The sequence below is a fragment of the Motiliproteus sp. SC1-56 genome, assembly GCF_017309075.1.
Taxonomy (GTDB): Bacteria; Pseudomonadota; Gammaproteobacteria; order Pseudomonadales; family Balneatricaceae; genus Motiliproteus.
On record NZ_JAEMGS010000002.1, the window covers coordinates 184,749 to 206,834 of the forward strand.

The 22,086-nt window shown below is 62.2% G+C and carries 19 protein-coding genes; 10 read left to right on the top strand and 9 right to left on the bottom strand.

Features of this window, described 5'->3' with window-relative positions:
- The first annotated feature begins 93 nt into the window (after nt 1–93).
- The gene (mgtE, locus tag JGZ97_RS02660; RefSeq protein ID WP_207061058.1) at nt 94–1,449 is read left to right on the top strand and encodes a magnesium transporter; all 1,356 of its coding nucleotides are present in this window, start codon (nt 94–96) and stop codon (nt 1,447–1,449) included.
- A 400-nt stretch (nt 1,450–1,849) separates the two neighbouring features.
- Here the strand turns inward: mgtE and JGZ97_RS02665 are convergent, their stop codons facing one another.
- The 3 genes from JGZ97_RS02665 to JGZ97_RS02675 all read right to left on the bottom strand — a co-directional run bounded on the left by JGZ97_RS02665 (nt 1,850) and on the right by JGZ97_RS02675 (nt 5,338).
- A complete protein-coding gene (locus tag JGZ97_RS02665; RefSeq protein ID WP_207061059.1) occupies nt 1,850–3,463 on the bottom strand; it encodes an acyl CoA:acetate/3-ketoacid CoA transferase in 1,614 nt (537 codons plus the stop codon).
- Nucleotides 3,464–3,496: 33 nt separating this feature from the next.
- Nucleotides 3,497–3,679 (bottom strand): hypothetical protein, encoded by a 183-nt coding sequence (locus JGZ97_RS02670; protein ID WP_207061060.1) that lies wholly within the window; start codon nt 3,677–3,679, stop codon nt 3,497–3,499.
- A 201-nt stretch (nt 3,680–3,880) separates the two neighbouring features.
- Nucleotides 3,881–5,338: a sigma-54-dependent Fis family transcriptional regulator gene (locus JGZ97_RS02675; RefSeq protein WP_207061061.1), complete on the bottom strand. Its 1,458-nt coding sequence runs from the start codon at nt 5,336–5,338 to the stop codon at nt 3,881–3,883.
- A 148-nt stretch (nt 5,339–5,486) separates the two neighbouring features.
- Between JGZ97_RS02675 and selD the strand changes: the two genes are divergently transcribed.
- The gene (selD, locus tag JGZ97_RS02680; protein ID WP_207061062.1) at nt 5,487–6,536 is read left to right on the top strand and encodes a selenide, water dikinase SelD; all 1,050 of its coding nucleotides are present in this window, start codon (nt 5,487–5,489) and stop codon (nt 6,534–6,536) included.
- Nucleotides 6,536–7,633, top strand: a complete 1,098-nt coding sequence (gene mnmH, locus JGZ97_RS02685; protein ID WP_207061063.1) for a tRNA 2-selenouridine(34) synthase MnmH — start codon at nt 6,536–6,538, stop codon at nt 7,631–7,633. Before selD ends, mnmH begins: the two co-directional genes overlap by 1 nt.
- 4 nt (nt 7,634–7,637) lie before the next feature.
- Here mnmH and JGZ97_RS02690 read toward each other — a convergent pair whose 3' ends face one another.
- Nucleotides 7,638–8,192, bottom strand: coding sequence for a DUF2889 domain-containing protein (locus JGZ97_RS02690; protein ID WP_207061064.1), 555 nt, complete (start codon nt 8,190–8,192; stop codon nt 7,638–7,640).
- A gap of 107 nt (nt 8,193–8,299) precedes the next feature.
- On the opposite strand from JGZ97_RS02690, the gene JGZ97_RS02695 reads away from it, so the two are divergent.
- Nucleotides 8,300–8,761: a MaoC/PaaZ C-terminal domain-containing protein gene (locus tag JGZ97_RS02695; protein ID WP_207061065.1), complete on the top strand. Its 462-nt coding sequence runs from the start codon at nt 8,300–8,302 to the stop codon at nt 8,759–8,761.
- A gap of 22 nt (nt 8,762–8,783) precedes the next feature.
- On the opposite strand, the gene JGZ97_RS02700 is transcribed toward JGZ97_RS02695, so the two are convergent.
- Complete coding sequence (locus JGZ97_RS02700; RefSeq protein ID WP_207061066.1) at nt 8,784–9,146, bottom strand: DUF2470 domain-containing protein; 363 nt, start codon at nt 9,144–9,146, stop codon at nt 8,784–8,786.
- Between the two features lie 128 nt (nt 9,147–9,274).
- Here JGZ97_RS02700 and tcdA point away from each other — a divergent pair, with 128 nt between their 5' ends.
- Nucleotides 9,275–10,081, top strand: a complete 807-nt coding sequence (gene tcdA, locus JGZ97_RS02705) for a tRNA cyclic N6-threonylcarbamoyladenosine(37) synthase TcdA (protein WP_207061067.1) — start codon at nt 9,275–9,277, stop codon at nt 10,079–10,081.
- On the opposite strand, the gene JGZ97_RS02710 is transcribed toward tcdA, so the two are convergent.
- The 3 genes from JGZ97_RS02710 to JGZ97_RS02720 form a co-directional block, all read right to left on the bottom strand.
- Complete coding sequence (locus JGZ97_RS02710) at nt 10,078–11,730, bottom strand: SufS family cysteine desulfurase (RefSeq protein ID WP_207061068.1); 1,653 nt, start codon at nt 11,728–11,730, stop codon at nt 10,078–10,080. The genes tcdA and JGZ97_RS02710 overlap by 4 nt on opposite strands.
- A 93-nt stretch (nt 11,731–11,823) precedes the next feature.
- Entirely contained in the window at nt 11,824–12,762 is a 939-nt protein-coding gene (locus JGZ97_RS02715) for a metallophosphoesterase (RefSeq protein WP_207061069.1), read from the bottom strand.
- Nucleotides 12,763–12,817: 55 nt separating this feature from the next.
- Nucleotides 12,818–14,044 carry an EAL and HDOD domain-containing protein gene (locus JGZ97_RS02720; RefSeq protein WP_207061070.1) on the bottom strand — a complete coding sequence of 409 codons (1,227 nt, stop codon included), beginning with the start codon at nt 14,042–14,044 and terminating at the stop codon, nt 12,818–12,820.
- Between the two features lie 155 nt (nt 14,045–14,199).
- Between JGZ97_RS02720 and ylqF the strand changes: the two genes are divergently transcribed.
- The 5 genes from ylqF (at nt 14,200) to JGZ97_RS02745 (ending at nt 21,789) form a co-directional block, all read left to right on the top strand.
- Nucleotides 14,200–15,111 carry a ribosome biogenesis GTPase YlqF gene (ylqF, locus tag JGZ97_RS02725; RefSeq protein ID WP_207061071.1) on the top strand — a complete coding sequence of 304 codons (912 nt, stop codon included), beginning with the start codon at nt 14,200–14,202 and terminating at the stop codon, nt 15,109–15,111.
- Nucleotides 15,108–15,428 (top strand): hypothetical protein, encoded by a 321-nt coding sequence (locus tag JGZ97_RS02730; protein WP_207061072.1) that lies wholly within the window; start codon nt 15,108–15,110, stop codon nt 15,426–15,428. The genes ylqF and JGZ97_RS02730 overlap by 4 nt, the downstream gene beginning before the upstream one ends.
- A 183-nt stretch (nt 15,429–15,611) precedes the next feature.
- Complete coding sequence (locus tag JGZ97_RS02735; protein WP_207061073.1) at nt 15,612–20,441, top strand: NAD-glutamate dehydrogenase; 4,830 nt, start codon at nt 15,612–15,614, stop codon at nt 20,439–20,441.
- Between the two features lie 15 nt (nt 20,442–20,456).
- Nucleotides 20,457–20,690: a DUF2835 domain-containing protein gene (locus JGZ97_RS02740; protein WP_242521489.1), complete on the top strand. Its 234-nt coding sequence runs from the start codon at nt 20,457–20,459 to the stop codon at nt 20,688–20,690.
- A gap of 76 nt (nt 20,691–20,766) precedes the next feature.
- On the top strand, nt 20,767–21,789 hold the full coding sequence (locus tag JGZ97_RS02745) for a quinone-dependent dihydroorotate dehydrogenase (protein WP_207061074.1): 1,023 nt from the start codon (nt 20,767–20,769) through the stop codon (nt 21,787–21,789).
- Between the two features lie 51 nt (nt 21,790–21,840).
- Here the strand turns inward: JGZ97_RS02745 and rmf are convergent, their stop codons facing one another.
- Nucleotides 21,841–22,047, bottom strand: a complete 207-nt coding sequence (rmf, locus tag JGZ97_RS02750; RefSeq protein WP_207061075.1) for a ribosome modulation factor — start codon at nt 22,045–22,047, stop codon at nt 21,841–21,843.
- Nucleotides 22,048–22,086 lie beyond the last annotated feature (39 nt).

Here is a 22,086-nt window from a genome sequence, read left to right on the forward strand (position 1 = left end):
ATAATATTTTCCGGCGAGGGCAAACCGCACCCCGGGCTCGGTCTAAGCTTTAGGCGGGCCCGGGGCGCCTGACACGGGGGGCGAGTAAGTGTGATGAAAACAAAGCTGAATGAACTGCTCGGGGTGATCAGTACCGCCCTGGAGTCGGACCCCGTTCAGGGGGCGAGGATGCTGATTGAGCCGCTGTCGCCGGCAGAGGCGGCTCGCGTTCTGGAGTCCCTTCCCAACTCGCTGCGACTTCCTTTCTGGTCCCAGGTGGAGGTGGATAAAAAGGGCGAGGTGCTGCTGGAGGTTCATGATGATCTGCGCCGTCACTTGATCAACCATACTGACGAGGACACGCTCTTCATTACCCTGTCGGCCATGCAGATGGACGAGTTGGCGGATCTCGAGGAGGATCTTCCCATCCCGGTGGTCAACGCCATGGTGCAGGCCATGGACAGCCAACGCCGGCAGCGATTCGCGCTGGTTAAGCAATACCCGGACGATACCGCCGGGGGGTTGATGGACGCCGATGCCACCGCGGTACGGGGAGACGTGACGCTCAAGGCTGTGCTGCGCTACCTACGGCGCGCCCGCGTCCGAGAGGGCGCCTTGCCCGAGCATCTGGATTCACTGATGGTGGTGGACCGTAACAATCGACTGGTCGGCGTGCTGCCGCTGAGCGCATTGGTTTCCTACGATGTTGATACCACCGTCTCTGAGGTGATGGTCCAGGGAGAAACGTCGGTGACCCCACTTAAGCCTTCAGCTGAGGTGGCGCGCATTTTCGAGGATCAAGACCTCCTGAGCGCTCCGGTGGTGGACGACCAGGGGCGGTTGCTTGGGCGGATTACGGTTGATGATGTCATCGATGTGATGCGCGACCAGGCCGATCGCGAGATTCTGGGGCGTGCTGGCCTGGACAAGCACCCGGACCTGTTTGCGCCGGTGGTAGGAAGCTCGGTGCGTCGCGCCTTGTGGCTGGGGATCAACCTGGTGACGGCCTTTATAGCGGCCTGGGTGATCGGGCTGTTCGAGGCGTCCATCGAGCAGGTCGTGGCGCTGGCTATTTTGATGCCGGTGGTTGCCAGTATGGGGGGCGTGGCTGGCACTCAGACGCTGACCCTGGTGACCCGCGGCATCGCCCTGGATCAGGTGGGGCGGAGCAACCTGTGGCGATTGGTGGGGCACGAGCTGACCATCGGTGGAATCAACGGCCTTTTCTGGTCTTTGGTGGTGACGGCGGTGGCATTTTACTGGTTTGGGGATTATCAGTTGGGGCTGGTGTTCGGTGCGGCCATGCTGGCGGTCATCCTGACTGGGGCGGCAGCGGGCACCCTGATCCCGCTGGCCCTCAAGCAGGTAGGCGTGGATCCTGCCCTTGCCGGCGGGGTGGTCTTGACCACCGCGACCGACGCCATCGGTTTTTTTTCCTTTCTGGGGCTTGCCACCTTGATTCTGCTTTAAGCCCGGGATTGATCCGGGCCGGAGGTGTCCATGCGGTTACTGAAATTGCTGGCGTATACCGCTTTGGCGGTGGTGATCATTATGTTGATCCTGGGCGGGCTGTTGAACCTGGGGGGTTAACGCTGTACCGGTTGCAGAGGCCCAATTCGTGATGGGCGATTGGGCAGCTGTGCGGGGGATCAAGGGGGCGCCCAGCGAGGTCGTTGGTGTGTTGAAGGCAAAAGGCGGGCATTAAAAAAGGGGCTAAGCCCCTTTTTTTGCCCCTTTTAGGGGTGATGTCGTGGTCGCGTTTTAGCGCGGTTCGGCGGTTAAAAGCCGTTTTCACCGTTATTAATTTCGGTGATGATCTCTTCGAGTTCGGATTCCGATAACATGCAAAGCCCCTCCGTGTGAATGGTTATTATAGAAGCATATGGGGCGCTTGTGCGAGCGCCTTGCGCAAATGGTCGATACCGGCGCTACCGGGGTGGCGTAAATTCATCGGCCCCTGGCGGTAAAGCCGCCGGTCGCTCTGACACAGGGTTTGGGCGATCCGGGGGCGGAAATCCATGTGGGCCAGAATGTCCTTCTCAAGGTCAACGCCGGGGGCGATTTCGATAAGCTCAAGCCCTTCGGGCGTGAGCTGGAAAACGCAGCGCTCGGTGATATAAAACACCCGCTGGCCCCGTTCGGCAGCATAGCGCCCGCTGAAGGTCAGGTGGCCCACTTCCTTGACGAACTTGCGCTGTCCCGACGGGGTCAGGTCGGACAGCCCGTTGTCCCCAATGGTCATGGCCGGTTTGCCGCTGAGGAACGTGCCCATGAAGTAAATTTCCCGGGCGTTCTGGCTGATGTTGATAAAGCCGCCGGCGCCGGCAATTCGTTCACCGAAGCGACTGACATTCACGTCCCCCGCCGGGCTGACCTGCGCCATGCCCAGGAAGGCCTGATCCAGCCCGCCGCCGTCATAAAAGTCGAATTGCGACGGTTGGTCGATCATGGAATGCGGGTTGATCACGGCGCCAAAGCTCAGTCCGCCGGCCGGTAGGCCGCCGATGCCGCCGGGTTCGATGGTCATGGTGACCGCATCCAGCAGACCTTCTTCGTTGGCAACCGGCGCCAGGGTCTCGGGCATGCCGATGCCCAGGTTGATGGTGGCCCCGGGCTTAAGCTCCATCAGGGCGCGACGGGCGATCAGCTTGCGGGCGTCCATGGGGGCCTTTTCAAGATCCGTATGGGCTTGAATCTCGCCGGTATAGGAGGGGTTGTAAACCTCGGCAAAGGTCTGCCAGTGGTGCTCCTGATCGGCCACTACCACCCGGTCCACCAGGATGCCCGGGATGCGGACCATGCTGGGGTGCAGGTTGTGCCGCTCGGTTACGCGCTCGACCTGAACGATGACGGTGCCGCCGGAGTTTTTGACTGCCTGGGCAATGGCCAGGCTTTCCAGGGGCAGTGCTTCGCGCTCCATGGAAATATTACCCAACGGGTCGGCTGTGGTGCCTCGCAAGAAGGCGACGTTGATCGGGAATGCTTTATAAAAAAGGTGATCCTGTCCGTTGACGGGAAGCAGTTGGACCAGGTCTTCTGTGCTGACATCGTTGAGTTTGCCGCCGTCGACCCGGGGGTCCACGAACGTGTTGAGCCCCACGTGGGTCAGGCAGCCGGGGCGGCCTGCGGCGATGTCGCGGAACAGCTGGCAAATAACGCCCTGTGGCAGATTGTAGGCTTCGATCTTGTTTTCACGGGCCAAGCGGCCAAGCCCGGGAACCAGTCCCCAGTGACCGCCGATCACCCGCTTTACCATGCCCTCGTGAGCCAGGTGGTTGAGGCCCCGTTGCTTGCCGTCCCCTTGGCCGGCCGCATAGACCAGGCTCAGGTCGCGCGGGCTTGCCTGGTCCTCAAACCGGGCTTCCAGGGCGCAGGCGAGGGCTTCAGGGAAGCCCACGCCGACAAAGCCTGCCGTTGCCAGGGTGTCTCCGTCTTGCACCAGGGCGACGGCTTCCTGAGCCGATACGATTTTATTTCCATTCATCGGCGCTGCTCCTTCTGGGGCTGTACACAAAGTTTAAGCTGCCTGGGAAACGCTGGCGGCGCTGACCAGTTGGAAGCGGCTGACGCCGTACCAGCGCTCTTCTTCCCGGTCGTTGACGATCAGGACGGAGCCGTTGCGCAGGTCAAGAATGGGGTAGAGCTTGTCGCCGGTCAGGTTGTCTTCAAAGGCCTCGTTAGTTTTGCAGCGTGCGATCATAAGACAAATCTCCAGTGTTAGGGTTGCCCCGCCAAGCGGGGGAATGGAATCGCACGATCTATATAGCGAAACCCATGCCAAAAATTAAAAGCCCTTTATAACAGTCATTTATAAGCCTTGAGGGAAATTCTGATCGGCTGCTGTCTGGAATTTCGTACACACACCGCGTGCGGAATGTCTGGTCTTTCAGACACTGTCTGGCTATTCGGACACTAAAAGGTTGCCATGGCGTTGGAGCTTTTCGTAGAGGGTCGCTCGGGAGATGCCCAGGGCCTGCGCAGCCCGGCTCTTATTACCCCGGTGCTGGCGCAAGGCGGTGGCGAGGGCGTCTCGCTCGGCGTCGGCCAGGGCCTGGGCCAGCGGCCTGACCGACGCGCTGTCGGCTTCCTGTGCGCGGGCCAGCGAGCCGCCATCGGTGTATGGGAGGCTTCCGGCGCCGGCAATAGGAACGGGAATAAAACTGCTGAGAGCGCTGAGCGGAACCCGACCGTTCTCGGCAAAGAGGTGGGCCCGCTCCAGCACGTTACGCAGTTCGCGGACATTACCCGGCCAGTGATAACGGCGTAGGGCATCGAGCAGCGCAGAATCCAGCACCAGGGGCGCGCCGCCCAGCTCTTCAGCCACATGCAGATTGATGCTTTCGCACAGTTCGGGTAGGTCTTCCAGGCGCTCTCGCAGCGGCGGCAGGGTGAGCGGCAGTACGTTGAGTCGGTAAAACAGGTCGGCGCGAAACTGGCCCTCGGCCACCCGCGCTTCCAGGTCGCGACTGGTGGCAGCGATGACGCGCACGTCGACAGGCACCAGCCGGTTGCTGCCCAGGGGCTCGACCTGACGTTCCTCCAGCACCCGCAAGAGCTTGCTTTGGACATCGGCGCTGATATCGCCGATCTCATCCAAAAACAGGGTGCCCCCGCGGGCGAGTTCGAACTTGCCCTGGCGTCCCCGGCGGTCGGCGCCGGTGTAGGCCCCGGGGGCCGCGCCGAACAGTTCCGCCTCGACGAGGGTGTCGGGCAGGGCGGCGGTGTTGACCCCGACAAAGGGGCCGTTGGCCCTTGGCGAAGCAGTGTGCATGGCCTGGGCCAGGATCTCTTTGCCGGTGCCGGTTTCACCCAGCAGCAGGACCGTACCTTCGCTGTGGGCAGCACGCAGCGCTTGCTGGCGTAACCGGAGCAAGGCGGGGCTCGAACCCACCATGTCGGCAAAGCTGTAGCGGGTGGTGCGGTCTGTTCCCCGGCGCGTGGGTTTTTCCTGCAGGCGGGTGAAGCGGTCGACCAGCGGACGTAGCCTGTCCAGCTGCTGATAGAACACGAAGCCGATGGCACCTTGAATCTTGCCGGCGCGGTCCTTGAGGGGCAGGCGGGTGACGACGAACCAGCGTTCCCCGAAACGCATGAGATCCAGCAGTTGTGGCTCTCCCCGTTCAACGACCTGGCGCATCAGACTGTTGGGAATGATCTCTTCGATCTCCCGTCCCTCCACCTCCAGGTCCTCGGCCAAGCCCAGCAGGGGGCGGTATTTTTCACTGACCCAGAGTACGCGGCACTTGGCGTCCACCAGGACGGAGCCCTCGCAGGCACTTTCCAGCAGGTCGAACAAGGACAGCAGTCCGCTGTCGCCGTGGCCGCCCAGGGTGTCGAGCAAGGGTTGAACGGGATGCATGCCGGCTCCGTGAATAGTGACGATGGGCGGCATTATGGCTGACCCGGCGTTCCGGGCAAAGGGGGCGCTTTCGACTTGGGCGGCCCTTTTGGTGTATAAAGTCGGCCCAATATTGTGCCTGCAAGCGGCTTCGTGCCGGGATAAACAGATGAACGATGCCATCAAGCTTACCGAGTATAGCCACGGCGCCGGCTGTGGCTGCAAGATCGCTCCCAACGTGCTGGAGAAGATCCTCAGCAGTCAGATTACCCCGCTGGAGGATCCGCGCCTGCTGGTGGGCAACAGCTCAAGAGACGATGCCGCCGTTTATGACCTGGGCAACGGCCAGGCGGTGATCAGCACCACCGATTTTTTCATGCCGGTGGTGGATGACCCTTTTGACTTCGGGCGCATCGCCGCGACCAATGCCATTTCCGATGTCTATGCCATGGGCGGAACGCCTACCCTGGCCATCGCCATTCTGGGCTGGCCGGTCAACCGGCTGCCGGTCGAGGTGGCCCAGCAGGTGGTGGACGGCGGACGCCAGGCCTGTAAGGACGCGGGCATCGTTTTGGCTGGCGGACATAGCATCGATGCACCGGAGCCGATTTTCGGGTTGGCGGTGACCGGCCAGGTCTCGATCGCGCAGCTCAAGCGCAACGACACCGCAACGGCGGGGTGTCGCCTCTATCTGACAAAGCCGCTGGGGGTGGGCATTCTGACCACTGCGCAGAAGAAAAAACGGTTGCAGCCTGAGCACCAGCATATCGCCCGTGATTCCATGTGCCAGCTCAACCGGATCGGGGCCGAGATCTCGCGACTTGAGGGCGTTAAGGCGGTCACCGATGTCACCGGCTTTGGACTGCTTGGTCACCTGGCTGAAGTGTGCGAAGGCAGTGGGGTCGGGGCCGAGATTGACCTGGCCCGGGTGCCGCGCCTGCCCGAGGTGGAGCGCTACCTCGCCCAGGGCTGTGTGCCTGGCGGCAGCGAGCGGAATTACGCCAGCTACGGCCACCAGGTCAGCGCCCTGGCGCCGGAGCAGTGGCAGCTGCTTTGTGATCCGCAGACCAGTGGCGGGCTGCTGGTGGCGGTTGCCCCGGAAGCCGAGGCTGCGTTTCTCGCGTTGACCCGGGGGGCGGGGCTTGATCTGGCCCCCATCGGCGAGCTGATCGATCAGCCTTCCGGCGCGTCGCCACTGATTAAGGTACGGGGCGCCTGATGGGTCGCAGCAATACGCGGGATTACCGCAGGCTCTTCCTTGAGGACGTGCCTCTATTCGATACTCGGGCACCGGTCGAGTTTCAGCAAGGGGCATTTCCCAACAGCGTCAACCTTCCCTTGATGAGCGATGAAGAGCGCGCCCAGGTCGGTACCTGTTACAAGGAGCAGGGCCAGGAGGCCGCCATCGAACTGGGTCACCGACTGGTCTGCGGCGAACTGAAAGAACAGCGGGTGGCGGGCTGGAAGGCCTTTGCTGCGGCCCATCCCGAGGGCTTCCTCTACTGTTTTCGGGGCGGGTTGCGTTCGCGGGTGACCCAGCAGTGGTTGCGTGAGGCGGGGATTGACTACCCCTATGTGGAAGGTGGCTACAAAGCGTTGCGGCGTTACCTGCTCGAGGTGCTGGAGGAGGCCGCCGCGTGGCCCCTGCTGATCCTGGGTGGGCGTACCGGCACCGGCAAGACCAAGGTGATCGAGCGGGTCGCCGCGGCGGTGGACCTGGAAGGACTGGCCAACCACCGGGGTTCCAGCTTCGGGCGTCGGGTCTCGCCCCAGCCGACCCAGATTGATTTCGAGAATGCCCTGGCCATCCGTCTGCTAAAACTCCGTGAATCGATGCCCGGGACGTTGATGTTGGAGGACGAAAGCCGTCTGATCGGCAGTCTCAGCCTGCCCCTGTCGTTGTTCGATCGCATGAAAGCCGCGCCCCTGGCGCTGCTGGAGGAGCCGATGGAGGTGCGGATCGACACCGTGATCGAAGATTACGTGGTTGATCTGGGCGAAGAATATCGCCGGGTCTACGGCGAGGCGGGGGAAGTCCGTTACGCCACCTATATGCAAGAGAGCCTGGACCGGATCCGCAAGCGGCTGGGTGGCGCCCGCCACCAGGAAGTGAGCGCTCTGTTGCAACAGGCGCTGCAGCGTCAGCAGGCGACCGGGGAGCTGGAGGGTCACCGGGCCTGGATCGAGTTTCTACTGAAAAACTACTACGACCCCATGTACGACTACCAGCTGCAGAAAAAACTCGATCGGGTCGTTTTTCGCGGCGACCGGGAGGCGGTGATCGACTGGTTCTCGGACTACCGCCAGCGCGGCTAGGGGGTTACTCCTTGGGGTGGTAGTGCGCTGGCCAGAAGTCGCGCACCACCTCGCCGTCTGCCGCCAGGGCGTGGCAGCTGTTGATGATCCCCGGTTCCCGACCATTGTCCTCGGCCGCGGCTTTGGCCTTGCGCGCGCTGCTGGTCGCCTGGAAGGCGGTGGTGGCAATCGGCCCCAGCAGCTCCATCAGGTGGGTGCACCCTTGGGTGCCGGCGAAAAGGCGGCGCACCAGGCGGTTCCAGCCGGGGCCGATCCGCTGCCCTTCCAGTTGCTTGAACGCGCCGGTGATCCGCGGGCAGATGCTGAAAGGGGCGTGGTCGATCACGGCCTCCACCTGATGGATGGTGCCGTCAAGACTGATCGTCAGTCGCAGGGCCATGTCGTGGAGCGGCTCCCCCGCCGGAATCAAGCCGCCGCGGTCACGGTTTTCAATCGCGTAGGTTTTAACGTCGGTCATCCGGCCTTCGATATCCCAGAGCCCGTCGTCCCGTTCGAAACCTTCGCAGGTCACCTCTCGGCGGTGGGCTTTGCGGCGGGGGGCTGGCGGCGGAAGGGGCATAGAATCGACCTCGGGATAACGGGAAAGCGGCAAAAAAGCTTAACGGCAAAATTTGCAGAAAACCATTAGAATACGGTTCCGTATTTTAATGGATGGGAGCGGCGCCGGTGAGTGAAATCAGGCAAACGGCAATCAAGGGTGTGGTGAGCGGCGATCGCTTCCGAATCGAGCGCACCTTTACCGAGTCGGACATCCAACGCTTCGCCGAACTCTCACGGGACTTCAACCCCGTGCACCACGACACCCGTTTCACCGCCGCCAAGGGCTTTGACGGGGTGATTTGCCACGGTCTGCTGGTCGGTGCGTTGTTGACCGAAATCGGTGGCCAGTTGGGGTTGCTGGCATCGGCGATGGAGTTTCGCTTTGTACGCCCGGTCTACCCCGGGCAGCGGATCGAGTGCCTATTTGCGGTGCGCAGCGTCGATGACCGTGGTCGCCTGGAAGCCGAGGTCACCATGCGCAACCCCGCGGGCGAGCCGGTGATCGTGGCTTGCGTGCGGGGGCATCTGCCGCAGCAAGAGGCAAGGGCGGCGCTTGCCGCCCTCCTGAGCGAGACAGCGAACGCGTAGGGCGTCCAACCCCATATTCAGGTCAGTGTTTCATCCACTCCGGCAGCATGCGGAACAGGGTGCGCCGCATCGAACTGCCGGTGTCGTCGCCGCGAAGCTCGTGCGCCTTCTTGGCAAGGAGGTCGAAATGAAGCTCGGCGGTGGTGGCGTCTTCAATCGGGTGGGAGAAGCGGATGTTGACCCGCTTCGGGGTGCTGTAGAGAAACTCCAGCTCCAGATCCATGCTGTCGGCGTGCAGGTCAACCAGTCGTGCGGCTTTCGCACCGTGCTGCTTGGCGTAGACCTCGGCGTAGAGGAGCAGGTCATCAGCGCGCTCCTGATTCATGGTTTCCAGAATCACTGACCGTTGCTGCGGGGTTAGGGCCTGAGGGCTCTGAGTGTTCATGCTCGGTATCTCCCGTGTGGCACTCGAACATCTGCATTAAGAATAGAAAAGATCACCGTTTTCCGCAGGCTGCGGCAGTGGCGGTTTGGCGTTACAATGCCACGCCTTGTCGGTCCGGGATGAATATCATGAGCGCAGAATTTGAAGCCCGCTTCGGCGGCGTCCAGCGATTGTACGGTACGGTGGCCGTGGAAGCCTTTCGGGCGGCCCATGTCTGTGTGGTCGGCATCGGCGGGGTCGGCTCCTGGGCGGCCGAGGCCCTGGCCCGTTCCGGGGTCGGGCGGATTACCCTGATCGACCTCGATGATCTGTGCGTTTCCAACACCAATCGTCAGATCCATGCGCTTGGAACAACCATCGGGCAATCCAAGGTGGCGGTGATGGCCGAGCGGATCCGCTCGATCAACCCGGAGTGCCGCTGCGAGGTCGAAGAGGATTTCGTGGCCGAGGACAACCTCGAAACCCTTCTGGACCGGGGTTACGACTTTGTCATCGATGCCATCGATAGCGTGCGGGCCAAGGCGGCGATGATCGCTTTCTGTCGCCGCCGTAAAATCGCGCTGATCACCGTGGGCGGTGCGGGCGGGCAGGTGGACCCGACCCAGATTCAGGTGGCGGACCTGAGCCGTACTCAGCACGACCCCCTGGCAGCGAAAGTCCGGTCGCATTTGCGCCGTTTTCATGGGTTTACGAAGAATACGAAACGTCGTTTCGATGTGCCCTGCGTCTACTCCACCGAACAGTTGGTGTATCCGCAGGCGGATGGCAGCGTATGCCAGCAGAAAACCACCGGCGAGGCGGGTATGCGCCTGGATTGCAGCGGCGGTTTCGGCGCCTCGACCTGTGTGACGGCGACCTTCGGTTTTGTCGCCGTATCCCGCGTGTTGCAGAAACTGGCCGAGCGGGCACAGGCCAAAGCTGAAGCCGGGGTTTAATCGTGGTACTGCGCGGCAATCCCTTGTATCGCCCTCATCAGGGCATGCAAACCGTTGTTCCGTGACTGGCTAAGGTGCTGCAACAGGCCGAGGTCGGTGAAATAGGCGGTCATGTCGAAATCGACGATCTGCTCGGCACTCAGCCCCTGCAGCGCCTCGACCATCAGTTCGCCCAGGGCGCGGATGATGCGGGCGTCGCTGTCGACCCGGAAGCGGTGAGCGCCGAGCTCCACATCGAACTCATGCACCAGCCACACCTGGCTGTCACAGCCGTGCAGCCGGTTCTTCTCCGTGCGGGCGTTATCGGGTAGCGGCGGCAGGTTTTTCCCCAGTTTCATCAGCCAGCGGTAGCGTGCATCCCAGCCTTTGAGGGCGCCCAGTTGCTGATAAAGGGGCTTCGCGGCCAGCGGGGCGCTGGGTTGTGCTGCAGCCCGTTGCTGGCTTTCAAGAGCTTGGGCCAGGCGCTCGACTTCGGCGTCGGTGTTGTAGAGCGCCAGCGAGGCGCGGGCGGTTCCCGGCAGTCCCAGGTGCTCCATCAGGGGCATCGCGCAGTGATGGCCGGTGCGGATGGCAATACCCTGGCGGTCGAGGAGCACTCCCAGGTCGGCACTGTGCATGCCCTCCAGCACAAAGGGGATTACGGCGGCCCGTCGCGCGGGGGCGCCGATGATCCGGACACCGGGCACCGCGCTCAGCCGCGCAAGCGCCAGCCGGGTGAGGCGCTCCTCGTGGGCCTGCCAGCCCGGGCGGTCGAGGGACTCGAGGTAGCCGATGGCCCGTCCCAGCGCGATCGCACCGCCGATGTTGGGAGTGCCTGCCTCGAACTTGAACGGCAGGCGGTTGAAGGTGGTATGTTCAAAACTGACCCGCTCGATCATCTCGCCCCCGGCTTGCCAGGGGGGCATGACTTCAAGCAGTGCCTCCTTTCCGTAGAGTACGCCGATCCCGGTGGGGCCAAACAGCTTGTGGCCTGAAAATGCATAAAAATCGCACCCGAGCTGCTGCACGTCCACCCCGAAATGGGCCACCGCCTGGGCGCCGTCCACCAGTACCCGAGCGCCAGCTGCCTGGGCCAGGCGGGTGAGCTCGGCGACAGGGTTGACGGTCCCCAGGGCGTTGGAGACCTGGGTGAGCGCCACCAGGCGGGTGCGTTCGTTGAGCAGGTTGGAAAACGCCCGGGTATCGATATCGCCGCCCTCGGTGAGGGGGATCACCCGCAGGTGGGCGCCACGGCGCTGGGCGAGCAGTTGCCAGGGCACGATATTGGAGTGGTGCTCCATGAGACTGACAAGAATTTCATCCCCGGGCCCGACGTTATGCTCCCCGTAGCTGGCCGCCACCAGGTTGATGGCCTCGGTGGTGCCCCGGGTCCAGATAATCTCCTGCGGCTGGGCGGCGTTGATAAACCCCTGCACCTGTTTTCGGGCCTGTTCGAAGGCTTCGGTGGCCTGGGCGCTCAAACGGTGGGCTGCGCGGTGGACGTTGGCGTTATAACCCCGGTAGTACTCGCTGAGGCTGTCAATGACGCAGCGGGGTTTCTGGGTGGTGGCTCCGTTGTCCAGGTAACAGTGGGCCTGGCCGCCGATGAGGGGGAAGTCCTGGCGTACGGCCGTAACATCGAAAGGGGGTGGGGAAGGGCGTCGGGTCATGGTGAGTGTCGGGATCAATAGCCTGAAGGATCGAAAATGCCAGTCTGGCGCAGGGCTGTCCAGTGTCGCATAAGGACGTGCCCCGTGCACCGTCTAGGGTTGGGGAAGCAGGCGGTGCAGGGTGACTTCGGGCGGGCAGTTGAACCGCACCGGCGCCACCGAGGTGCCGCAGCCGACGCTGGTGTAGCCCTTCATCTGCAGGTATTGCCAGCCGCCTTTGCAGTAGCGACGCGGGCAGTGGGCCTCCACCAGCAGCGGGGTGCCGCCGGGCAGGCAGATCTGGCCGCCGTGGGTGTGGCCGCAGAGCATGAGGTCGAAGCCGGCGTGCGCCGCCTGGCGGTAAATTTCCGGCGTGTGGCTCAGCAGAATGGAGACAGCCTCTTCGGGCACCGCTTCGGCGGCGCGGTGGAGGTTGTCAGCCCTGTAATAATGGGCGTCGTCTACGCCTGCCAGATATAGCTGGGCCTCCCCTCGGGAGATGACGTGCGCCTCGTTGAGCAGGACTCGAATGCCCATTGCTTCCATCGCCGGCACCATGGACAGGCTGTCGTGGTTGCCGAGCACAGCCAGGGTCGGGCCGGTGATGCGCGCGCTGAGGCGCTGCAGCGCATTCATGGCCGGATCAATGGCGCCGGCGGTCTGCGCCCGGTAGTCCCCGGTGAGTACGCACAGGTCGCAGGTGAGTTGCTCCACCCTTTCCAGCAGTGCCTCGGTGGCCTCGGGGTTCATATCCAGGTGCAGGTCGCTCAGGTGGAGCAGGGTATATCCCTGGAAAGCCTCGGGAAGACCCGGGATGAAAATGTCCCGTCGCACCACCCGGTAACGGGCGGCGTTGCGGTAGCCGCGATGGTAGAGCCCCACCAGGCGCAGGCTGCCCCGGATCAGCCTTTGCACCTGGTGCCAGTTCTCGAGGTGAAAGAGGTTGAGTCCGCCACCGAAAATGCGCTGGGGGGTTGATTCGATCCCCAGGCGCTGGCGCAGGTGCTGGCGGCCGATACGTTGTTCCAGTCGACTCTGTGTCTGTTGGTCCATCCCGGCGGCTCCGATGATGGCCCGAGTCGCGCGGCGCCGCGGGGCGCCGCCGAAGTCACTCGTCGGCCAGTGCCTGCATGGCTTCCTGGGCCCACAGCAGGCTGTGGCGGTAAGCGCTCTCGTATAGGCTGTCGTTGATCTCGAACTCCCCCAGGCGCTCCCACTCACCGTTCTCATAGGCCATGGCGGCGCTCAGCACCTGCCCCATCACGCCCTCGCGGCGGGAAATGGCGGCCTTGATATCGTCATTGAGGGGGATTTTCTCCAGTATGGCATCCATTTCCATGTCCAGCAGGGCGTCGATTTCCGACATCATGCCGACCATGAAAAAACTGCTGACGTTGGGGTAACCCATGGCCTCGGCCAGCAGTTCGCACATCCGACCACGGGTCAGCAGTCCGCGGGAGAGTTCTTCGGGCTTGTCCTCGTTACTGCTCATCGCGATCAGGGTCGCCCACTTCTTAACCTGCTCTAGTCCGAGCAGGACGATCGCCTGGTTGAGGGATTCGACCTTGCGGACCAGGGAGTAGGCAGCGGAATTGACGATGCGAAGCAAACGGAAGGTCAGCACCGGGTCCTTGATGATCAGCTCTTCGACGTCGGCAGCCGTGGTGTTGGGGTCCTGGAGCTCCTGGACCAGTTGCAGCAGGGCGATGCTGTTACCGGCGAGGCGCTTGCCCTTGACCACCTGGGGTTTGCTCAAAAAGTGTCCTTGGAACAGCTTGAAACCCAGGTCGACACACTCATAAAGCTGCTCCAGGCTTTCTATTTTTTCGGCCAGCAGGGTGACCCCGTAGGGTGAAAGCAGGCGCACGTGCTCTTTCAGCTCTTCGTGACTGAGCTGCAGGACATCCACCTTGACGATGTCCACCAGTTCGAGCAGCGGAATGTAGCTGTCGTGGTAAACAAAGTCGTCAAGCGCCACCCGGTAGCCTTCCTCTTTGAGGCTCTTGACCGCGGCGACAACCTCCTCGTCGACATTGATGTCTTCGAGCACCTCCACAACGATCTGCTTGCGCAGCAGTTGCGGCAGGCTGCGTCGAATCAAAAGGTCCCGTGTGAGGTTGATAAAAGCCGGCACCCGCTTCATTGAGCCCTGGTCACAGATGCTGGTGTAGGCGTGCAGCAGCACCTCGCTGGTGGCCTTGTCTCCGTCCAGAAAGTCAGCTTCCATCCCTGTTTCACTGCGATAGAGCAGCTCATACGCAATGACCTTGAGTTGGCGGTCAAAGATGGGCTGGCGCGCCATCAGGGTTTGGGATTGGTCAAGATTCTGGTTCATGGTTCGATGCAATTCCTGCTGCAGCCGTTGAGCTGTGCATCATAGCCGATAAGGGAACGCAATCCTACGGACCCAGATCAAAACGAAACGGGGAGCGGGGGCGCCGGGGAGTGAGGTATAATCGAGCTTTTTTCCTGACAAAGAGTGGACAGGCAATGGCGATCCAGTGGTTCCCGGGACACATGCACAAGGCGCGAAAGGAGATCGCCAAGGTCATCCCCCAGATTGACGTGGTGGTGGAGGTGCTTGACGCACGCCTGCCCATCTCCAGTGAAAACCCGCTGGTGGAAACCCTGCGCCAGAACAAACCGGTGATCAAGGTCCTCAACAAGAGTGACCTGGCCGATCCCAATCGAACCAAAAAGTGGGTGCGCTATTTTCAGGAGTTGGGGGCCCAGTCGATGCCCCTGCGGTTGGACCAGAAAGGTGAGCTCAAACGCTTGATCCAGCTTTGCCGTGATGCGGCGCCGGGGCGGGTGGATGGCGACCGGCCGGTGCGGGTGCTGATCATGGGCATTCCCAACGTTGGCAAGTCGACCCTGATCAACAGCCTGCTGGGGCGTAAGGTGGCGAAGGTGGGTAATGAACCGGCGGTGACCAAGGCGCAGCAGCGTTTCGTTACCCACAACGGTCTGGCGATCTACGATACGCCCGGTATTCTCTGGCCCAAAATTGAGGACCCGGACTCGACCCTGCGCCTTGCCGCCAGCGGGGCGATCAAGGATACGGTGATGGAATACGAGGAGGTCGCCCTCTACACCCTGGCCTTTCTGCTGCGTGAATACCCCGCGCTGCTACAGGCCCGTTTCAAGCTTGAGGCGCTGCCGGAAGACGCCAATGCCATGCTCGATTGCGTCGGGCGCAAACGCGGCTGTTTGCGCAGCGGCGGGATCGTGGATCGCCACAAGGCGGCGGAGCTGCTGGTGGGCGACCTGCGTTCGGGCAAGCTGGGCAGAATCAGCCTGGAAACGGTGGGTGAGTGGAAAGAGAAACGGCGCCTCGCCGCCTTACAGGCCGCGGAAGCAGAGGCAGAAACTGAGAATACAAACGAGAGTGATCGCACATGACCCGTATGAAGAAAAAAGTTCGCTCGGTGGCCGGGCAGAAGTTCGTGCCCATCAAACCGCCCAAGCGTGCGCCCAAAAATTTCGATGACCCGACCACGTACGAGGCGCGCAAGAAGGCGGCCCTGAACCGCAAGAAGCGCCGGCCCTCGGTGTTGGAGCGCGAGCGTCGCGCGGCCCAGGCCGAGGCTGGCACAGGCAGTGCCGATAAAAAGCGCCGGCACCGCCTTAGGCGTTCCCCCGAAGAGGTGGCAGAAAAGAGCCGGGCGCTCATGGAGCAGCAGGAGCCCGCCGCCGAGGAGGACCAGCAGACCCCCTGACCGGGGGCCTGGAACCCGCTGCTAGCCCCGTCCCGGCTGCCTGGAACCCGCTGCTAGCCCCGTCCCGGCTGCTATTCTTTCCAGCAGTCTTGAAGCATCACTTTCTTGGCGGCTTCGTGGCGGCGAGGAACGGGGGATCCCCCTTGCCGGGCCGGGGTCGCTCGGCACCAGAGGGGGCAGGGGATGAAAACGTCTAAGGTCGGTGGGCACCAGCCAATTCTCGACAGCCTGGAGGAGCTCCTGCGGCGTAACCTCCCTGGTGAGGAGGCCGACACGGCGCTTCAATTGGCGTCGCTTCTCTATGTTTCCGCCTCTGCCGAGGAGGTGTCGCAACGGCGCCTTGACGACCTTTACGGGGCCACCCTCGAGTGCTGGCGTTTTCTGCAGCATTACCCGGGTGGCGGCGGTAAGGTGCGGGTGTTCAACCCGGACCTTGAGCAGAACGGGTGGCAGTCGACCCACAGCGCCATTTTACTGCTGCACCCGGACATGCCCTTTATGATCGACTCGGTGCGGATCGAAATTAACCGCCGCGATCTGACCATTCACAGCATTCAAAACAGCATCATGGCGGTGCAGCGGGACAAGCAGGGACAGCTGCAGCAGCTGCTGCCGTCCCAGGGTGCCGCGGCAGAGCTGCCCCGCGAATCGCTGATCTACCTGGAGGTGGATCGGCACACCGATCCGGCGCAGATGCACAGCCTCCAGGAGTCGCTGCAGTCGGTGCTGGCCGAGGTACGGCTGGTGACCGATGATTTCCTCGCCATGAAAGCCGAGGCGAAAGCCCTGCTTGATGAACTTGACCACTACCCGGGCCGGCTTTCCAAGCGCAACCTCAAGGAGGTAAAGGACTTCGTGCGCTGGATGCTCGATGACCACTTTACCTTTCTGGGCTGCGACGAGCGCCGGGTCGTGAACCGGGAGGGGCGCTCGCTCCTCGAGAGTATTGAGGGCACGCGCCTGGGCTTGCTGAAAACCCAGGAAGAGGCGGACGCCCACACACCGGTGGAGATGCACCCGGAGGGGCCGATGCAGATCCACCAGGTGCTCTCGTTTGCCAAGTCACCGCGCAAGGCGCGGGTGCATCGCCCGGCTTACTCGGACTTTATCGCGCTTAAGAAGTTTGACGAGAACGGCGAGCTGGTGGGCGAGCGGCGTTTTCTAGGCCTTTACACGTCACCGGCCTATTTTCAGAGCGCCACCAAGATACCGGTTATTCGGCGTAAGGTGGAGAAAGTGCTGGAGCGGGCCGGTCTGCACCCGGGCAGCCATGACTGGAAGGATATGCAGCAAATCCTTGAAGTTTACCCGCGGGATGACCTTTTCCAGATCGACGTCGACAACCTCTATGAGACAGCGCTCGGCATTTTGCATATTCATGAGCGCAGGCAGGTGCGGTTGTTTCTGCGCCAGGATGCCCACGGGCGTTACTACTCCTGCCTGGTGTACGTGCCCCGGGACCTTTACAGCACCGACTTTCGAATCAAGGTGCAACGCATTCTGGGTGAGGAGCTGGGGAGCGAGCTGATCGAGTTTACCACCCAGTTCTCCGAGTCGATTCTCGCCCGCACCCATTTTACCGTTCACTTGCCGGAGGGCGCTGAACCTCAGGACCAGGACGTGAACCATATCGAGCGGCGGGTGCAGGACGCGGCGCGCAGCTGGGGAGATGAACTCTACCAGGCCCTGGTGGAGTTTCACGGCGAAGAAAACGGCATTCGTTTGGCCAATGCCTACCAGGAGGGCTTCCCTTCCAGTTACCGGGATGACTTCAGCCCCCGCACCGCGGTGGCGGATATCGGGCACATGGAGCCGTTAAACGCCGAGAATCCCCTGGGGATGAGCTTTTACCGTTCCATGGAGCGGGTCGACGACCAGGTCAATTTCAAACTGTTCCATTTCCAGGGGCCGGTGCCGCTGTCCGAGGTGATTCCGGTCATGGAGCACCTGGGGCTCAAGGTAATGGATGAGCATCCTTATGCGATCCACGGTGAGCGGGGAACCTACTGGATCCATGACTTCAGCATGCTCCACCGGGAGGGGGGCAGTATCGACCTTGAACGGGTCAAAACCATCTTTCAGGATGCCTTCGCCCATGTCTGGCGGGGCGAGGCGGAAAGCGACGAATTCAACCGCCTGGTGCTCACCGTGCCCCTGGGGTGGCGCGAAGTGGCCATGCTGCGGGCCTATGCCGGCTATATGAAACAGATCGGTTTCCCGTTTAGCCAGACCGCCATCGCCGCCAGCCTCCGCCAACACCGGGGCATTACTCGCAAACTGGTAGAGTTGTTTCGGCGCCGCTTCGACCCTGACCAGAAAAGTCGCAAAACCAAGGCGTTGGTCGATGATATCAAGGGGCGCCTGGAAGAAGTGCCCAGCCTGACCGACGACCGCATACTGCGAAAATACCTGGAAATCCTGCGCGCTACTCTGCGCACCAATTTTTTCCGTACCGAGGCTGACGGTGCGCCGCGCCCGTTTTTCTCGTTCAAGTTTTCCCCGCGCAAAATTCGCGACATCCCCGAACCGCGACCAATGTTTGAAATATTCGTCTACTCTCCCCGCGTCGAAGGGGTACACCTGCGGGGCGGGCGGGTCGCCCGGGGCGGATTGCGCTGGTCGGACCGGTACGAAGATTTTCGTACCGAGGTGCTGGGACTGGTGAAAGCCCAGCAGGTGAAAAACGCCGTGATTGTGCCGGTCGGGGCCAAGGGGGGCTTCGTCGCCAAGCGGCTGGTTGACGGCATGGGGCACGAGGAGCGCTTGCAGGAGGGGATCGCCTGTTACCGTGATTTCATACGCGGACTGTTGGACCTGACCGACAATCGGGTCCAGGAAGGTGTGGTTTCACCGCCTCAGGTGGTGTGCCATGACGACGAAGATCCCTACCTGGTGGTAGCCGCCGACAAGGGGACCGCGAGTTTCTCTGACATTGCTAACGCCATCGCCGGCGAATACGGCTTCTGGTTGGGGGATGCCTTTGCCTCCGGGGGCAGCCAGGGCTATGACCACAAGAAGATGGGAATCACCGCCCGGGGCGCCTGGGTATCGGTCGAGCGTCACTTCCGTGAACAGGGGCTGGACACCAGTAAAACCGACTTCACGGTGGTGGGGATCGGCGACATGGGGGGCGATGTGTTCGGTAACGGCATGCTACTGTCCCGCCATATCTGCCTGGTGGCGGCCTTCAACCACCGGCACATTTTCATTGACCCCAACCCGGATGCCCAGGCCAGTTTTACCGAGCGGCAGCGGCTGTTCACCCAGCCCAACGGGGGCTGGGATGCTTACGATGCCAGCCTGATTTCCGAGGGAGGCGGCGTTTTTCCCCGCAGCCTGAAGTCTGTCCCCATCAGTCCGCAAATGAAGCAGCGCTTTGCTATCGACGAAAGCCGCCTGACCCCCAGCGAATTGATTCACCGGCTACTGCAGGCTCCCGTTGACCTGCTGTGGAACGGCGGCATCGGTACCTACGTCAAGAGCAGTACACAAAGTCATGGGGAGGTGGGGGACAAGGCCAACGATGGCTTGCGCATCGATGCCAACCAGTTGCGTTGTCGGGTGGTGGGCGAGGGCGGCAACCTGGGCATGACCCAGCTGGCGCGAGTGGAATACAGCCTCAAAGGAGGCGCCTGCAACACGGACTTTATTGATAATGCCGGGGGCGTGGACTGCTCCGACCACGAGGTCAACATCAAGATTCTCCTGGACCGGGTGGTGGCGGCCGGCGATCTCACCCTCAAGCAACGCAACCAGCTGCTCTCGGACATGACCGAGGAGGTCGCGGGGCTGGTGCTCAAAAACAGCTATCGCCAGGCCCAGGCCCTGAGTCTGGCCCAGTCCAAGGTGATGGAGAAGTTCGGTGAATACCGCCGCTTTATCGAAACCTTGGAGGGCAGTGAGCGGCTCGACCGGGCGCTGGAGTTTATTCCCGGGGACGAGCAGCTGGCCGAGCGGCGGGCGGCCGGCGCCGGCCTCACCCGGCCCGAGCTGTCGGTGCTGCTCTCCTACGCTAAGGCCGCCATCAAGGAAGAGCTGGTGGTATCGGAACTGCCGGACGACCCTTACCTGGCGCGCGAGGCGCTGACCGCGTTTCCCGGGCTATTGCTGGAGCGATACGGTGATGCAGTGGAGGAACACCCTCTGCGTCGTGAACTGGTGGCCACCCAAGTCGCCAACCATCTGGTGAATCAGATGGGAGTCACCTATGTGCACCGGTTACGGGTTTCCACCGGGGCTGACACCGCCGCGGTGGCCCGCGCGTACCTGCTGGCACGGGAGGTGTTTGGCCTGGACCGGCTCTGGTCCGAAATTGAGGCGCTCGACAACCGGGTGGATGCCCAGGTGCAGTTGCGGATGATGAACGAAACCCAGCGACTGGTACGACGCTCCGGCCGCTGGTTCCTGCGTAACCGGCGGCGATTCCTGGACCCCGAGGGGGAGGTGAAACGCTTCGGTGAGCAAGTGGCCCTGCTGCGCGACAACATGGGACACTGGTTGCAGGGAACGCCGGCCCAGGGTTGGAAGGACCGCTATTACTACTATCAACAGTCGGGGGTTCCGGATACACTGGCGGCCCGGGTAGCCAGTGCCGAAGGCCTCTATGCTGCACTGGCGATTATTGAGGTCGCCGCCGAGACCGGTACCGAGCTGGCGCAGGTGGTGGCGGTTTACTGCACCCTCGGTGAGCGGCTCGATCTGTATTGGTTCGCCCATAAGGTGACCGACCTTGTGGTCGAGAACCAGTGGCAGGCCCTGGCCCGGGAGGCGTTTCGTGATGACCTGGACTGGCAGGTCCGCGCCATCGCTGAGGCGGTGCTGCGGCTTTGTGACCCGGGGCAGCCGGCGGACGAGTGTTTTGACCGCTGGATGCAGGAGCATGAGCAGATGGTCACCCGCTGGCTGCAAATGCTCGGCGAGCTCAAGACCGCGGATCATCACGACTACTCCATGTATACGGTGGCGACCCGGGAGCTGTTTGACCTCGCCAAGGAGAGCGCCATCGCCCCATGAGCGTGCAAATAAGGGATGGCCGTACTGCCAATGCAGGAGATCTACCTCAATCTCACCATCACTGCCGACGAGTATCTGAAACTCTACAAGGGGGCGGCACGCAATGTGTTCGCCCGCAGCGTCGATGGCAAGCGGGTGCGTTTTCCCGCCAATATTCTGCAGCCTTTCGTGACCCGGGAGGGCATCCGGGGGCGCTTCGCCATCCGTTTTGATGACGGGGGCCGCTTTCACGATATACGCAGGGTCTGATCCGACTTTACCGCGGGGTTCTTAAAGCCGGGGCGCATTGCGTATAATCGCGGTTTTATTTGCCCGGAGCCGGACCATGAGTTACACCCTGCTGCAGTCGCTGCTGTTTCGTCTCGACCCCGAAACCGCTCACCATCTGAGTTTACGAGGACTCGATGTGCTCGAACGCAGCGGGCTGAGCGACATGCTGTTCTCACGGGTGGACGCGCCGGTCGAAGTCATGGGGCTGCGCTTTCCCAACGCCGTGGGGCTGGCCGCCGGGCTGGACAAGAACGGCGCCCATATCGACGCCCTCGGCGCCCTGGGATTCGGTTTTTTGGAAATCGGCACGGTGACGCCGCGCCCTCAGCCCGGCAATCCCAAACCCCGCCTGTTTCGGATTCCTGAAAGTCGCGCCATCATTAACCGCATGGGGTTCAACAACCTCGGAGTGGAGCATTTGGTTGCCCAGGTGGATGCCAGCCGGTACCAGGGTATCCTGGGAATTAACATCGGCAAGAATTTTGACACACCGGTGGAACGGGCCAACGATGACTACGTCTACTGCCTGCGTCGCGTCTATACCCGGGCCAGTTACGTGACCGTTAACGTTTCTTCCCCTAATACGCCGGGCTTGCGCACACTGCAGTACGGTGAATCGCTGCGCTCGCTGTTGCGGACGCTGAAAGAGGAGCAGGCAAAGCTGGCCGAGTTCTATGGGCGTTACGTGCCCATTGCGGTCAAGATCGCTCCCGACATGACCCCCGAGGAGGTGGATCTGGTGGCCGATACGCTACTGGAACAGCAGATGGATGCGGTGATCGCGACCAACACCACCCTCGGAAGGACCGGCGTCGAGTTCTCCCCGCTGGCGAGTGAAGCCGGCGGCTTGAGTGGCATGCCGGTGCGCACCCCGTCGACGGCTGTGGTAAGCCGCTTGAGCGAGCGCCTGAAAGGGCGCCTGCCTATTATCGGCGTCGGGGGAATCGAGGACGGGGCCTGCGCCCAGGAAAAGATCCAGGCAGGGGCGTCTCTGGTGCAGGTTTACAGCGGGTTTATCTATCGCGGCCCGGGCCTGATCGGCGAGGTGGCGCAGGCGGTGGCCGATTACCGGGGCTAAACGCAAGGGGGCTCGCCTTAGCGAGCCCCCTGTCTAACTCCCTGCTGTGTTCTAAGGTCGACTGGGTGTACAGTGGATCCCTGACACCCCTTGGTAACCATCCCAAAAATCGGAACGTCCCTGGCGCCAGCCGCTCATCCAATGTTCGCGGATGTCGCCGGTTTCACTCGGACAGATGTCTCTGGATTTCCCCGAAAGGCCGGCTCGATAGCCACGAACATAAGCCCTGGAGGTGACGTCGCGTTTTTGTCTCTTCATTCAGCAATAGCCTCGTTTCTTGTTGTTACCAATCACTCG

Bases quoted from the DNA above. Each gene is read 5' to 3' on its own strand.
- JGZ97_RS02670 (WP_207061060.1), bottom strand. From the start codon at position 3,679: ATGATCGCACGCTGCAAAACTAACGAGGCCTTTGAAGACAACCTGACC.
- JGZ97_RS02735 (WP_207061073.1), top strand. From the start codon at position 15,612: ATGAAAACGTCTAAGGTCGGTGGGCACCAGCCAATTCTCGACAGCCTG.
- mgtE (WP_207061058.1), top strand. From the start codon at position 94: ATGAAAACAAAGCTGAATGAACTGCTCGGGGTGATCAGTACCGCCCTG.
- JGZ97_RS02720 (WP_207061070.1), bottom strand. From the start codon at position 14,044: ATGAACCAGAATCTTGACCAATCCCAAACCCTGATGGCGCGCCAGCCC.
- JGZ97_RS02690 (WP_207061064.1), bottom strand. From the start codon at position 8,192: ATGCCCCTTCCGCCGCCAGCCCCCCGCCGCAAAGCCCACCGCCGAGAG.
- JGZ97_RS02740 (WP_242521489.1), top strand. From the start codon at position 20,457: ATGGCCGTACTGCCAATGCAGGAGATCTACCTCAATCTCACCATCACT.
- selD (WP_207061062.1), top strand. From the start codon at position 5,487: ATGAACGATGCCATCAAGCTTACCGAGTATAGCCACGGCGCCGGCTGT.
- tcdA (WP_207061067.1), top strand. From the start codon at position 9,275: ATGAGCGCAGAATTTGAAGCCCGCTTCGGCGGCGTCCAGCGATTGTAC.
- JGZ97_RS02665 (WP_207061059.1), bottom strand. From the start codon at position 3,463: ATGAATGGAAATAAAATCGTATCGGCTCAGGAAGCCGTCGCCCTGGTG.
- mnmH (WP_207061063.1), top strand. From the start codon at position 6,536: ATGGGTCGCAGCAATACGCGGGATTACCGCAGGCTCTTCCTTGAGGAC.
- JGZ97_RS02700 (WP_207061066.1), bottom strand. From the start codon at position 9,146: ATGAACACTCAGAGCCCTCAGGCCCTAACCCCGCAGCAACGGTCAGTG.
- rmf (WP_207061075.1), bottom strand. From the start codon at position 22,047: ATGAAGAGACAAAAACGCGACGTCACCTCCAGGGCTTATGTTCGTGGC.
- ylqF (WP_207061071.1), top strand. From the start codon at position 14,200: ATGGCGATCCAGTGGTTCCCGGGACACATGCACAAGGCGCGAAAGGAG.
- JGZ97_RS02675 (WP_207061061.1), bottom strand. From the start codon at position 5,338: ATGCATCCCGTTCAACCCTTGCTCGACACCCTGGGCGGCCACGGCGAC.
- JGZ97_RS02710 (WP_207061068.1), bottom strand. From the start codon at position 11,730: ATGACCCGACGCCCTTCCCCACCCCCTTTCGATGTTACGGCCGTACGC.
- JGZ97_RS02745 (WP_207061074.1), top strand. From the start codon at position 20,767: ATGAGTTACACCCTGCTGCAGTCGCTGCTGTTTCGTCTCGACCCCGAA.
- JGZ97_RS02730 (WP_207061072.1), top strand. From the start codon at position 15,108: ATGACCCGTATGAAGAAAAAAGTTCGCTCGGTGGCCGGGCAGAAGTTC.
- JGZ97_RS02715 (WP_207061069.1), bottom strand. From the start codon at position 12,762: ATGGACCAACAGACACAGAGTCGACTGGAACAACGTATCGGCCGCCAG.